Origin of the sequence: Streptomyces sp. SID14515, assembly GCF_010548505.1 — a bacterium.
In the GTDB taxonomy this organism is placed as follows: Bacteria; Actinomycetota; Actinomycetes; order Streptomycetales; family Streptomycetaceae; genus Streptomyces; species Streptomyces caviscabies.
This window is the reverse complement of the sequence record NZ_JAAGMH010000001.1, coordinates 96,085-109,339: the sequence shown is the minus strand read 5'-3', so window position 1 is coordinate 109,339 and position 13,255 is coordinate 96,085. Positions and strand designations below refer to the sequence as shown.

The following is a 13,255-nucleotide window of genomic DNA, read 5'->3' as shown; positions in this document are numbered from 1 at the left end:
TGAGGAGCAGACGCCCCGCCGGTGACCGTAGGCTTCCCGCGTGAGCGAGAAGAGCAAGTTCAGCGGGTGTCCGGCGACCGGCATCGGGTCGATGCCCGGAGGAGACGCGAGGGAGGCGGCGAAGACCGTAACCGGCTCCTTCGCCGACGGCCAGGGCATGCCGTACCTGGCGGAACTGCCCGCGCGCGGGCCGGGCGCCGACATGATCGGCCGGACCATCGGCATGCTCGTCGAGATGTACGGGCACGTCGAGCCGAGCGGCTGGCGTATCAGCGACCGGCCCGGCCGCGACACCCGCCGCGCCCGCTCCTGGCTGGGCGAGGACCTGGACGCCCTGGAGGAGTTCACCCAGGGGTACGAGGGCCTGCTCAAGGTCCAGGCCGTCGGGCCCTGGACGCTCGCCGCCGCCCTGGAACTGCGCGGCGGCGAAGCCATGCTGGCCGACCCCGGCGCCTGCCGCGACCTGGCCGGATCCCTGGCCGAAGGACTCCGCGCCCACCTCGCGGAGGTCCGCCGCCGGATGCCCGGGGCGCAGATCGTCCTCCAGCTCGACGAACCCTCCCTGACCGCCGTCCTGCTGGGCCGCGTCCGCTCCGCCAGCGGCTACCGCACCTACCGCGCCGTCGACCGCCAGATCGTCGAGGGGACCCTGCGCGACGTCCTCGCGGCGGCGGGCGAGGACGGCACGACGCTCGTCCACTCCTGCGCCCCCGAAGTGCCGTTCGCGCTGCTGCGCCGGGCCGGGGCCGACGGAATCTCCTTCGACTTCTCCTTGCTCACCGAGCGTGAGGAGGAGACGATCGGGGAAGCCGTCGAGGGCGGCACCCAGCTCTTCCTCGGCGTGGTGCCCTCCACCGACGCCGCCTCGGACGGATTGTCGGACCCGGGCGGTAGCGTCATGGGAGTCAGGACGCTGTGGAGCAGGCTGGGGCTGAATCCGGGGACTCTCGCCGAGTCCGTCGCGATCACCCCGTCGTGCGGTCTCGCGGGTGCGTCGCCCGCGTACGCCCGTCACGCGCTCGCCCACAGCGCCCGGGCGGCGAGGTCGCTCGCGGACAACCCTGAGTGACGGGGACGACGGGTACACAGGAGGACGGGACGATGGCGGGCGAAGAGCGGGTGGAGCAGGAGAGTTCGGTCCCGGCGGGCGTGCGGGAGACCCACGCGCTGCTGGCCGAGCAGATCGAGGAGCACCGCTTCCGGTATTACGTGAAGGACCAGCCGGTCGTCAGCGACGCCGAGTTCGACCGGCTGATGCGTTCGCTGGAGGCGCTGGAGGAGGAGTACCCCCCGCTCCGCACCCCCGACTCCCCGACCCAGAAGGTCGCCGGGCCCTACCGCACGGAGTTCACCTCCGTCGAGCACCGCGAACGCATGCTCTCGCTGGACAACGCCTTCGACGACGAGGAGCTGGCCGCCTGGGCCGAGCGCGTCGCCAAGGACGTCGGCACCCCCGATCACCACTTCCTGTGCGAGCTGAAGGTCGACGGCCTCGCCGTCAACCTCACCTACGAGCACGGCCGCCTCACCCGGGCGGCGACCCGCGGCGACGGCCGCACCGGCGAGGACATCACCCCCAACGTCCGTACGATCGCCGAGATCCCGCACCGCCTGAAGGGCGAGGACATCCCGGCGCTCGTCGAGATCCGCGGCGAGGTCTTCTTCCCCATGGAGGACTTCGAGGAGCTGAACGCCCGGCTGGTCGCCGCCGACGACAAGCCCTTCGCCAACCCCCGTAACGCGGCCGCCGGTTCGCTGCGCCAGAAGGACCCGAAGGTCACCGCCACCCGCCCGCTGCACATGGTGGTGCACGGCATCGGCGCCCACGAGGGCCTGAGCATCGACCGCCTCTCCCAGGCATACGACCTCCTGCACTCCTGGGGCCTGCCCACCGCCCGGCACAACAAGGTCGTCGATTCCCTGGAAGGCGTACGGGAGTTCATCGCGTACTACGGCGACCACCGGCACTCCGTGGAGCACGAGATCGACGGCGTCGTCGTCAAGCTCGACGAGATCCCGCTCCAGGGACGGCTGGGCTCCACCTCGCGCGCCCCGCGCTGGGCCATCGCCTGGAAGTACGCCCCCGAAGAGGTCAACACCAAGCTGGTCAACATCCGCGTCGGCGTCGGCCGCACCGGCCGCGTCACCCCGTACGCCCAGGTCGAGCCGGTCGAAGTGGCCGGTTCCGAGGTCGAGTTCGCCACCCTGCACAACCAGAACGTGGTCAAGGCCAAGGGCGTCCTCATCGGCGACACCGTCGTCATCCGCAAGGCGGGCGAGGTCATCCCGGAGATCCTCGGCCCCGTCGTCGATCTGCGCGACGGCACCGAGAAGGCCTTCGAGATGCCGGCCCACTGCCCCGAGTGCGGGACGGAGCTGCGCCCCATGAAGGAGGGCGACATCGACCTCCGCTGTCCCAACGCCCGCACCTGCCCGGCCCAGTTGCGCGAGCGGGTCTTCTATCTCGCCGGGCGTAAGTGCCTGGACATCGACCACTTCGGCTATGTGGCCGCCGCCGCGCTGACCCGGCCGCTGGAGCCCGCCGAGCCGGTCCTCAAGGACGAGAGCGATCTGTTCTCGCTCACCATCGAGCAGCTGCTGCCGATCCGGGCGTACGTCCTGGACCAGGACAGCGGGCTGCCCAAGCGCGACCCGAAGACCGGCGAGGAGAAGATCGCGACGGTCTTCGCCAACCAGCAGGGCGAGCCCAAGAAGAACGCCGTCGCCATGCTGGAGGGCATCGCCGCCGCCAAGGAGGCCCCCCTCGCCCGGATTCTCACCGGGCTCTCCATCCGGCACGTGGGACCGGTCGCCGCCCAGGAGCTGGCCCGTCAGTTCCGCTCCGTCGACCGGATCGACGAGGCGAGCGAGGAGGAGCTGGCCGCCGCCGACGGCGTCGGGCCGACCATCGCCGCCTCCGTCAAGCAGTGGTTCGCCGAGGACTGGCACCGCGAGATCCTGCGCAAGTGGCGCGAGGCCGGGGTGCGGATGGCGGACGAGGGCTCCGACGAGGAGGAGGGCCCCCGCCCCCTCGAAGGACACACCGTCGTCGTCACCGGCACCCTCGCGGGCCACACCCGCGACGGCGCCAAGGAGGCGCTCCAGGCCCTCGGCGCGAAGGTCGCCGGATCGGTGTCGAAGAAGACCGCCTTCGTCGTCGTCGGCGACAACCCCGGCTCCAAGTACGACAAGGCGATGCAGCTGAAGGTGCCCGTGCTCGACGAGGACGGATTCGCGATCCTGCTCGAATACGGACCCGAACGCGCCCGGGAGGCAGCCCTTCCCGTACCGGAATCCGCGCCCGAAACGGCCCCGGCGGACAGCGGGGAGTAGACCGGGAGTAACCGACCGCCGGGCCGCACTTCGCCCGTTGTTCTCCGGATCGAGACGCCTTCGAGACGCTGCCCCGGCGTGGCGCGGCCCGAGCGGGGAAGGAAACGGGGCAGAGGGGTGAAGAAGGGTCGGGCGTGCCCCGAATGGCCCTGGCGCACCACCCGTTCGGGCCATTAGCAGATGGTGACGGGTGGTCGGCTCGCATTCGGGCAAGAGCTGTAGAGCGCTGCCCCTGGAAGCCTTTCGCGGCCTACTGTTGAGAGGTGCGCCCGCCGTGCACGGCTGCTCGACCGGGCCGTGACGTCACAGGAGCGGGCGCCACCGAGGGACATCGGCACCGCCGGCTGTGAGAGGGACGGAATGAAACCGACCGAGAGCGCCGCACCGGTGTCGCGGCTGCAAGGTTTCGTCGGCCTCACGCCCCCCGTGGGCGCCGCCGTCGTAGGGATCGCCGCGTTACTGCTGGCGGTCGGGTCCTACCGGACCGTCCAGCAGGGCCACGCGCTCTTCCCGGACGGAGCGGTGGGCTGGTCCCTCGCCGTGCTCACCGGGATCATCGTCGGCCATCTGGTGGCGCTCGGCCGCGACCGCTGGTGGGGCGGCACGGGCTCCGGGGCCGCCCTCACCCTCGCCGTGCTGCTGCTGTACGGCTGGCTGCCGGCCGTGCTGGTCAGCCTCGCCGTCGTGGTGCTCGTCGGGACTGCCCGCAGACACCGCTGGTGGCAGGGGCTGCTGCACGGCGGGGTCGACATGCTGGGCATCGGCGCGGCCGCCCTGGTGCTGGCCGCCTTCGGCGAGGTGCCCACCGTCGAGGAGCCCTGGCAGCCACTCGACTGGGGCATCGCGGCCGTTCCGGAACTGCTCCTGACGGCGTCCACGTATCTGCTCGTCACCCGGGTCCTGCTGTGGTACGCGCAGGCCCCGCACAACGGCGGGCTGCCCACCATCGCCCGGACCGCGATGCTGCGGCAGGGGCTCGTCGCTGTCGCGCTCCTCGGGCTCGCCCCGCTGATCTGCGCCGTCGCAATGTCCATGCCCGTCCTGCTGCCGCTCTTCGCGGTGCCCCTGATCGCCCTGGACTCCACGCTCTGGATCGCCCGGGCCCGCGCCGAGGAGCAGCTGCGCGACCCGCTGACCGGGCTGCCCAACCGCCAGTGGCTGCTGGAGCGCACCTGGTCGGCGCTGGAGGACGCGGAGTCCGTCGGCACCCGCTCCGCGCTGGTCCTCATCGACCTGGACCGCTTCCGCGCGGTCAACGACACCCTGGGCCACCTGGCCGGCGACCGGCTGCTGTTGCAGATAGCGGAACGCCTGCGGCTCGCCCTGCCGCGCGGTGCGGAGGCGGCCAGGCTCGGCGGCGACGAGTTCGCCGTCCTGCTGCCGCACACCGACTCCACCACCAGCGCCCAGCAGGTCGCCCGCCATCTCGTCGCCGAGCTGTCCTCGCCGCTCGACCTGGACGGGCTGACCCTCGTCTTGGAGGCCAGCGCCGGGGTCGCGGTCTACCCCGACCACGCCCTGGACGCCGAGGGCCTGCTGCGCCGGGCGGACGTCGCGATGTACCAGGCCAAGCGGGACCGCACGGGCGTGGAGGTCTACGAGTCCAAGCGCGACAGCAACACCCCCGACCGGCTCGGGCTCCTCGGCGACCTGCGCCGGGCGCTGGACGCGGGCGAGGTCGAGCTGCACTACCAGCCCAAGGTCCGGTTCGACGGGCAGGTCGCCGGTCTGGAGGCGCTGGTGCGCTGGGTGCACCCGGAGCGCGGCCGGGTCCCCCCGGACGAGTTCATCGCCATCGCCGAGTCCTCCGGCCTGATGCCGCACCTCACGGAGTACGTCCTGGAGACGGCGCTCGCCCAGGTGGCCCGCTGGCGGGCGCAGGGCCTGTTCGTTCCGGTCGCGGTCAACGTCTCCCCGCGCGACGTCCACACCCCCGGCTTCGCGGGAGGCGTCGCGGCCCGCCTCGCCCGCCACGGCGTGCCCGCGGGAGCGCTCCAACTGGAGATCACCGAGCATGTGCTGCTGGAGGACCCGCAGCGCGCCGCCGACACCCTGGCCGGGCTCACCGCGCACGGCGTGAAGATGTCCCTGGACGACTTCGGCACCGGCTACTCCTCCCTCGTCCACCTGCGCAGACTGCCGGTCAGCGAGCTGAAGATCGACCGGTCCTTCGTGGCCCGGCTCGCCGTCGACCACGAGGACGCGGAGATCGTCCGCTGCACCATCGACCTGGCCCACTCGCTCGGCCTGGTCGTCGTCGCCGAGGGCGTCGAGGACGACGAGACATGGGAGCGGTTGCGGGACCTCAGGTGCGACGCGGTGCAGGGCTGGCTGGTGGCGGCCGCGATGCCGCCCCAGGAGACGACGGCCTGGCTGCGGGCGCGCGGCGAGCACGGCTGGCGCAGGCCCGCCGAGCTGAAGGCCCAGGCGGCGGCCGCCGCGGGGTCGGCGACCGCCTCGGCGACCGGCTCGATGAACGGGTCGCTGAACGGCGCGGTGAACGGCACGGCGGAGACCGAGAGCCCCTGAGGACCGCAGGGGGCGTCGCCCGGAAAGGGGTAGCCCGATCGGGGTGGGGTACCCGGCCCTGCACGACCCCATAGGATTGGGCCAAAACCACACACCAACCCCTGAGGATCGCTGCATGCCTGGCATCACGCGCGAGGAGGTCGCCCACCTCGCCCGGCTGGCGCGTCTGGAGCTGAAGGGCGAAGAGCTCGATCACTTCGCCGGTCAGCTCGACGACATCATCGGCGCGGTCGCCCGCGTCTCCGAGGTCGCCGACCAAGACGTACCGCCGACCTCCCACCCGCTGCCGCTGACCAACGTCATGCGCGCGGACGAGGTCCGTCCGTCGCTCACCCCCGCGCAGGCGCTCTCCGGCGCCCCGGCCCAGGAGCAGCAGCGTTTCAAGGTGCCGCAGATCCTGGGGGAGGACTAATCGCCATGACGGACATCAGCACCATCATCAAGCTCACCGCGGCCGAGATCGCCGGGAAGATCGCCTCCGGCGAGCTGACCGCCGTCGAGGTCACCGAGGCCCACCTGGCCCGGATCGACGCGGTCGACGAGAAGGTCCACGCCTTCCTGCACATCGACCGCGAGGGCGCGCTCGCCCAGGCCCGTGCCGTGGACGCCAAGCGTGAGGCGGGCGAGAAGCTCGGCCCGCTGGCCGGCGTCCCGCTCGCGCTGAAGGACATCTTCACCACCAAGGACATGCCGACCACCGTCGGTTCCAAGATCCTTGAGGGCTGGGTCCCGCCGTACGACGCCACGCTCACGCGGAAGCTGCGCGACGCCGACGTCGTCATCCTCGGCAAGACCAACATGGACGAGTTCGCCATGGGGTCCTCCACCGAGAACAGCGCCTACGGCCCCACCGGCAACCCCTGGGACCTCACCCGCATCCCCGGCGGCTCCGGCGGCGGCTCCTCCGCCGCCCTCGCCTCCTACGAGGCCCCGCTCGCCATCGGCACGGACACCGGCGGCTCGATCCGCCAGCCCGCCGCCGTCACCGGCACCGTCGGCGTCAAGCCCACCTACGGCGGCGTCTCCCGCTACGGCATGGTCGCCTTCTCGTCCTCCCTCGACCAGGGCGGGCCCTGTGCCCGTACGGTCCTGGACGCGGCGCTGCTGCACGAGGCCATCGCCGGGCACGACCCGCTGGACTCGACGTCCATCGACGCCCCGGTCCCGCCGGTCGTCGAGGCCGCGCGCAACGGCTCCGTCCAGGGCATGCGCGTCGGCGTCGTCAAGCAGTTCCGCGGCGAGGGCTACCAGGCCGGTGTCCTCCAGCGCTTCGACGAGTCGGTCGAGCTGCTGAAGTCGCTGGGCGCGGACGTCGTCGAGCTGGACTGCCCGTCCTTCGACCTGGCGCTCTCCGCGTACTACCTGATCGCCCCGTCCGAGTGCTCCTCCAACCTGGCCCGCTTCGACGCCATGCGCTACGGCCTGCGGGTCGGCGACGACGGCACGAAGTCGGCCGAGGAGGTCACCGCGCTCACCCGCGAGGCCGGCTTCGGCGACGAGGTCAAGCGCCGCATCATCCTGGGTACGTACGCGCTCAGCTCCGGCTACTACGACGCGTACTACGGCTCCGCCCAGAAGGTCCGCACCCTCATCACCCAGGACTTCGCGAAGGCCTTCGAGCAGGTCGACGTGATCGTCTCGCCGACGACCCCGACCACCGCCTTCCCGATCGGCGAGCGCGCCGACGACCCGATGGCGATGTACCTCGCGGACCTGTGCACCATCCCCACCAACCTGGCCGGCAACTCCGCCATGTCGCTGCCCTGCGGCCTGGCCCCGGAGGACGGTCTGCCGGTCGGACTGCAGATCATCGCCCCCGCCATGAAGGACGACCGGCTCTACAAGGTCGGAGCGGCCGTCGAGGCCGCGTTCGTGGAAAGGTGGGGGCACCCGCTGCTTGAGGAGGCTCCGTCGCTGTGAGTGCCATGGCAAAGAAGGCCAAGAACTTCAAGAAGTCCAAGACGGGCGCGTACATCGCGATCGGCAGTACCGCGTTCGGCGCGATCAGTGTCGTCAAGCAGGCGAAGCTCGCCCGCAACGACAACGACATGCTGCGCCTCGTCGACGCGGCCGTCTCCGCGGCCGCCATCGTCACCGGACTCGCGATCCTCTATCGCGAACTGAAGCGTCTCGGCGACGACGACGTTCTGCTGGGCTGAGAGGGAAAGTTTCACCGTGACTGTCACTGACCTGGTGTCGTACGAGGACGCGCTCGCGTCCTACGACCCCGTCATGGGCCTCGAAGTCCATGTCGAGCTCGGCACCAAGACCAAGATGTTCTGCGGCTGCTCCACGGAGCTGAAGCAGGACGCCAACTCCCAGACCTGCCCGGTCTGTCTCGGGCTGCCCGGCGCGCTGCCGGTCGTCAACGAGATCGGCGTGGAGTCGGCCATCAAGATCGGTCTCGCGCTCAACTGCGAGATCGCCGACTGGTGCCGTTTCGCCCGGAAGAACTACTTCTATCCGGACATGCCGAAGAACTTCCAGACCTCCCAGTACGACGAGCCGATCGCCTTCAACGGCTATCTGGACGTCCAGCTGGAGGACGGCGAGATCTTCCGGGTGCAGATCGAGCGCGCCCACATGGAGGAGGACACCGGCAAGTCGACGCACGTCGGCGGCGCCACCGGCCGTATCCACGGCGCGTCCCACTCCCTGCTCGACTACAACCGGGCCGGCATCCCGCTCATCGAGATCGTCACCAAGCCGATCGAGGGCGCCGGCGCCCGTGCGCCCGAGGTCGCCAAGGCGTACGTCGCCGAGCTCCGCGAGCTGATCAAGGCGCTCGGCGTCTCCGAGGCGCGCATGGAGATGGGTCAGATGCGCTGCGACGTGAACCTGTCGCTGCGCCCCAACGGCACCGAGACCTTCGGTACCCGCTCCGAGACGAAGAACGTGAACTCGCTGCGTTCCGTCGAGCGGGCCGCGCGTTTCGAGATCCAGCGGCACGCCGCCGTGCTGTCCTCGGGCGGCACGATCGTGCAGGAGACCCGGCACTTCCACGAGGAGGACGGCTCCACCACGGCCGGCCGCATCAAGGACAACGCCGAGGACTACCGCTACTTCCCCGAGCCGGACCTGGTGCCCGTGGCGCCGGCCCGCGAGTGGGTCGAGGAGCTCCGCAAGGGCCTCCCCGAGCTGCCCCGGCTGCGCCGGGCGCGGCTCAAGGAGGAGTGGGGCGTCTCCGAGCACGACATGCAGTCCATCCTCAACGCGGGCGCGGTCGACCTGATCGTCGCCACGATCGAGGCGGGCGCACCCTCCGACCAGGCCCGCAAGTGGTGGATGGGCGAGCTGGCCCGTAACGCCAACGAGACCGGCCGCGGCCTGGACGAGCTGCCGATCACCCCGGCGCAGGTCGCCCGGGTGGCCGCGCTCGTCGCCAAGGGCGACCTCAACGACAAGCTGGCCCGCCAGGTCATCGAGGGCGTCCTCGCGGGCGAGGGCGACCCGGACACCGTCGTCGAGAAGCGCGGCCTGAAGGTCGTCTCGGACGAGGGCGCGCTGTCCACGGCCGTGGACGAGGCCATCGCGGGCAACGCGGCCATCGCGGACAAGATCCGCGGCGGCAAGGTCGCGGCGGCGGGCGCGCTCGTCGGCGCGGTCATGAAGGCCACCCGCGGCCAGGCCGACGCGGCGCGTGTGCGTGAGCTGATCCTGGAGAAGCTCGGCGTCGAGGGCTGATCCACCCGATCACCACCCGGAGGGGCGGTGCACCCGTGACACGGGGGCACCGCCCCTCCACCCGTCCGGAGAGAACCCGCTGAACACCGTCACCGCCGAGCTCGTCTCCTTCGCCCTGCTGCTGGGCGTCCTCGCCTTCGCCGTCGTACGCCCCCGGGGCCTGCCGGAGGCGACCGTCGCCGTGCCCGCCGCCGCGCTGGTCGTGGTGGTCGGTGCGGTCTCCTGGCCCGAGGCCCGGGAGCAGGTCGGCGAGCTGCTGCCGGTCGTCGGCTTCCTCGCCGCGATCCTGGTGCTGGCCCAGCTCTGCGCCGACGAAGGGCTCTTCCGGGCCGCCGGTGATCTGGTGGCCCGCGCCTGCCGGGGGCAGACCCGCCCCCTGCTCGGCGGCGTCTTCGTCGTCGCCTCGCTGATCACCGCCGTCCTCAGCCTGGACGCCACCGTCGTCCTGCTCACCCCGGTCGTCCTCGCCACCGCCGCCCGGGTCGGCGCGCGGCCCCGCCCGTACGTCTACGCCTGCGCGCACCTCGCCAACTCCGCCTCGCTCCTGCTCCCCGTCTCCAACCTCACCAATCTGCTGGCGTTCACCGCGAGCGGTCTCTCCTTCACCCGGTTCGCCGCGCTGATGGCGCTGCCCTGGCTCGCCGCCATCGCCGTCGAGTACGCCGTGTTCCGCCGCGCGTTCGCCGCCGACCTGGCCGCCGGGGCGCACGCGCCGGATCCCGAGGCGGAGCGCACCCCCGTACCCGTCTTCACGCTCGTCGTGCTGGCGCTGACCCTGGCCGGGTTCGTCGTGACCTCGTTCGAGGGGGCCGAGCCGCTGTGGGCGGCGCTGGCGGGAGCGGCCGTGCTGGCCGTACGCGCCCTCGTCAAGCGGGAGACCACTCCGGTCGCCGTCGTCCGCTCGGCCAACCCGCTGTTCTGCCTCTTCGTCCTCGCGCTCGGCGTCGTCGTCAAGGCGGTCGTCGACAACGGCCTCGGCGACGGCATCGCCGCCCTCCTGCCCGACGGCGACACCCTGCCCGCGCTGCTCGGCGTGGCCGTGGTCGCCGCGCTGCTGGCCAACCTGATCAACAACCTGCCCGCGATCCTCGCCCTGCTGCCGATCGTCGCGGCGGCCGGGCCGGGGCCGCTGCTCGCGGCCCTGATCGGGGTGAACATCGGGCCGAACCTCACCTACGTCGGTTCGCTGGCCACGCTCCTGTGGCGGCGCATCCTGCACGCCCACGGGGACGCCCCGGAACTGGGCCACTTCACCCGGCTGGGGCTGGCGACCGTACCGGCGACGCTGCTCGCCTCGACGCTCGCGCTGTGGGGATCGCTGCACCTCATCGGGGTATAGGCCGCGGGTTGGACTTCTCGTCCGACCTCTTGGACGTTCACCACCGGTCCGTACGCAGTCCTTCCCGCCGCCACCTGGGCTGACTAGCTTCCCGGCTGTGACCACCCGGAACCAGGAGGCTCTTTTGACCACGGACATGTCTCGGCGACGGCTCTTCGCGCTGGGCGGCGGCGCACTTGGCGCCGCTGCGGCCGGATCGTTCCTGCCGCCGTCGCTCCAGGCCGCCATCGCCGCGCAGCCCGCCCACGCGGGGTCCGGCGGGCTCGGGTCGATCAAGCACGTGGTGATCCTGATGCAGGAGAACCGTTCCTTCGATCACTACTTCGGCACCCTGCGCGGGGTCCGCGGCTTCGGCGACCGCAACGCCATCGAGCTGCCCACCGGCTCCACGGTGTTCGAGCAGCCCGGCGCGGCCGGCTCCGCCGTGCTGCCCTTCCCGGTGCGCGGCGCGGCCGAGGAGCAGAAGAAGGACCTCCAGTACATCGGCGCCCTCGACCACTCCTGGAACGGCGGCGCGAAGGCCTGGGGCGGCGGCTGGATGAACGGCTGGATCAGCGCGAAGACCGCGGCCACGATGGCGTACTACGACCGCCGCGACATCCCCCTCCACTACGAGCTGGCCGACACCTTCACCGTCTGCGACGCCTACCACTCCTCGATCCACACCTCCACCAGCCCCAACCGCAACCACCTGTGGAGCGGGAAGACCGGCTTCGAGCCGAACGGGAAGCGGGCCGTCGGCAACGACGCGTACAACGAGGGCACCCACCCCGGCTACGACTGGTCCACCTACCCCGAGCGGCTGGAGCAGGCCGGGCGCAGCTGGCGCACGTACACCGAGTGGGAGAACTTCACCGACAACCAGATCGAGTTCTACGCCACCTTCAAGGCGATCGCCCGCAAGGCACTGGCCAAGACCGGCGGCCATACGTACATGGAGGCCTTCTACGCCAAGGTCCGCGGCGCGTCCGAGGCCGAGCGCACCCGGCTCCTCGGGCTGCTGGAGGAGGGCGTCGCCACCCTCACGAAGCAGGAGCGCAGCCTGTTCGAGCGCGGGCTGCGCCGGCTTCCGACCGGAACGCTGGCGGACGAGTTCGCCAGGGACGTGGCGGCCGGGAAGCTCCCGGCGGTCTCCTACCTGGTGCCGTCGGCGATCGACTCCGAGCACCCGAGCGTCTCCTCGCCGGTGCACAGCGCCACCGTCGTCTACAAGATCCTCGACGCGCTCGGCAAGCACCCGGACGTCTGGCGGCACACCGCCGTCCTGATCAACTACGACGAGAACGACGGCTTCTTCGACCACGTCCCGCCGCCCGTCGCACCGCCCGAGGTGACCGACGAGCAGTGGGAGGGCCGGCCGACCGGCCTCGGGATCCGAGTGCCGCTGCTGGTCGTCTCGCCGTGGACCGTCGGCGGGTACGTCTGCTCCGAGGTCTTCGACCACACCTCGGTGATCCGCTTCCTGGAGCGCTGGACCGGGGTGAAGGAGCCCAACATCAGCGACTGGCGGCGTCGCGTCACCGGCGACCTCACCTCCGCCTTCGACTTCACCCGGGCCCGGCGGCAGCCCGCCGTGGAGCAGCCCGGCGCGATCCCGCCGCTCAGCGGACGCTGGCAGCCGAAGCCGCCGGCCGTCCAGCACCTGCCCGAGCAGGAGCCCGGCGCACGCCCGGCGCGCCCGCTGCCCTACCAGCCGGACGCCCGGGCACGGCGGTCGGGCGACACGCTGCGGGTGGACCTCGACAACACCGGCCGGTCCTCGGCGCACTTCGCGCTGTACCCGTACGCGGGCGAGTTCCCGGCCCCGCAGCACAAGGACGTCCGGGGCAGCGCGCACTGGACCGTGCCGCTGACGGGCGAGGCGTACCGCTTCACGGTCACCGGGCCGAACGGCTTCCGGCGTGAGTTCGCCGGACCGGCCGACGGGGGAGCGGAGGTCGCCAGCCGCATCGACCACCGCGACCGCGATCTCCACCTCACTCTGCGTAACACCGGCCGCCGGACCCTCACCTTCCTGGTGCGGCCGCTCGGCTACGTCGACGAGGACGACGTACGGGACTGGACCCGCCGGGTCACGGTCAAGCCGGGCCGCAGCCGGGCGCTCGTGCACTCGGCGGCCGACGCCCACGGCTGGTACGACCTCGCGGTCACCGTCGACGGGGAGGACGGCTTCCGGCGGCGGCTCATGGGGCACATCGAGAACGGCCGCGCCAGCGTCTCCGGCTGACCGGTCGAAGCGGACCCTATCCGGCCCCTATCCGGCCCCTATCCGGCCCCTATCCGGTCCCGATCCGGTCCCGATCCGGTCGACGGTCCGCCTCGGATACGACGGTCACAGGGCTTGATCCATCCCGTATAAGGAACAGATCA

General features: G+C 71.7%; 9 protein-coding genes. All 9 read left to right on the top strand.

From position 1 onward, the window contains the following. The first annotated feature begins 40 nt into the window (after nt 1–40). The 9 genes from G3I54_RS00440 (at nt 41) to G3I54_RS00400 (ending at nt 13,112) form a co-directional block, all read left to right on the top strand. Entirely contained in the window at nt 41–1,069 is a 1,029-nt protein-coding gene (locus G3I54_RS00440) for a methionine synthase (RefSeq protein WP_164609899.1), read from the top strand. Nucleotides 1,070–1,101: 32 nt separating this feature from the next. Beyond that, the gene (gene ligA, locus G3I54_RS00435; RefSeq protein ID WP_164609897.1) at nt 1,102–3,333 is read left to right on the top strand and encodes an NAD-dependent DNA ligase LigA; all 2,232 of its coding nucleotides are present in this window, start codon (nt 1,102–1,104) and stop codon (nt 3,331–3,333) included. Nucleotides 3,334–3,693: 360 nt separating this feature from the next. After that, nucleotides 3,694–5,862 carry a bifunctional diguanylate cyclase/phosphodiesterase gene (locus G3I54_RS00430; RefSeq protein WP_164609895.1) on the top strand — a complete coding sequence of 723 codons (2,169 nt, stop codon included), beginning with the start codon at nt 3,694–3,696 and terminating at the stop codon, nt 5,860–5,862. Between the two features lie 115 nt (nt 5,863–5,977). Continuing rightward, nucleotides 5,978–6,274, top strand: a complete 297-nt coding sequence (gatC, locus tag G3I54_RS00425; protein WP_003966094.1) for an Asp-tRNA(Asn)/Glu-tRNA(Gln) amidotransferase subunit GatC — start codon at nt 5,978–5,980, stop codon at nt 6,272–6,274. Nucleotides 6,275–6,279: 5 nt separating this feature from the next. Then, nucleotides 6,280–7,782 (top strand): Asp-tRNA(Asn)/Glu-tRNA(Gln) amidotransferase subunit GatA, encoded by a 1,503-nt coding sequence (gatA, locus tag G3I54_RS00420; protein WP_164609893.1) that lies wholly within the window; start codon nt 6,280–6,282, stop codon nt 7,780–7,782. A gap of 5 nt (nt 7,783–7,787) precedes the next feature. Continuing rightward, a complete protein-coding gene (locus G3I54_RS00415; RefSeq protein WP_164609992.1) occupies nt 7,788–8,021 on the top strand; it encodes a hypothetical protein in 234 nt (77 codons plus the stop codon). A 16-nt stretch (nt 8,022–8,037) separates the two neighbouring features. Then, nucleotides 8,038–9,546 (top strand): Asp-tRNA(Asn)/Glu-tRNA(Gln) amidotransferase subunit GatB, encoded by a 1,509-nt coding sequence (gatB, locus tag G3I54_RS00410; protein ID WP_164609891.1) that lies wholly within the window; start codon nt 8,038–8,040, stop codon nt 9,544–9,546. Nucleotides 9,547–9,625: 79 nt separating this feature from the next. Beyond that, a complete protein-coding gene (locus tag G3I54_RS00405) occupies nt 9,626–10,885 on the top strand; it encodes an SLC13 family permease (RefSeq protein WP_164609990.1) in 1,260 nt (419 codons plus the stop codon). Between the two features lie 124 nt (nt 10,886–11,009). After that, nucleotides 11,010–13,112 (top strand): phospholipase C, phosphocholine-specific, encoded by a 2,103-nt coding sequence (locus tag G3I54_RS00400; protein ID WP_164609989.1) that lies wholly within the window; start codon nt 11,010–11,012, stop codon nt 13,110–13,112. The last annotated feature ends 143 nt before the right edge of the window (nt 13,113–13,255 follow it).

Bases quoted from the DNA above. Each gene is read 5' to 3' on its own strand.
- gatC (WP_003966094.1), top strand. From the start codon at position 5,978: ATGCCTGGCATCACGCGCGAGGAGGTCGCCCACCTCGCCCGGCTGGCG.
- G3I54_RS00430 (WP_164609895.1), top strand. From the start codon at position 3,694: ATGAAACCGACCGAGAGCGCCGCACCGGTGTCGCGGCTGCAAGGTTTC.
- G3I54_RS00415 (WP_164609992.1), top strand. From the start codon at position 7,788: ATGGCAAAGAAGGCCAAGAACTTCAAGAAGTCCAAGACGGGCGCGTAC.
- ligA (WP_164609897.1), top strand. From the start codon at position 1,102: ATGGCGGGCGAAGAGCGGGTGGAGCAGGAGAGTTCGGTCCCGGCGGGC.
- gatA (WP_164609893.1), top strand. From the start codon at position 6,280: ATGACGGACATCAGCACCATCATCAAGCTCACCGCGGCCGAGATCGCC.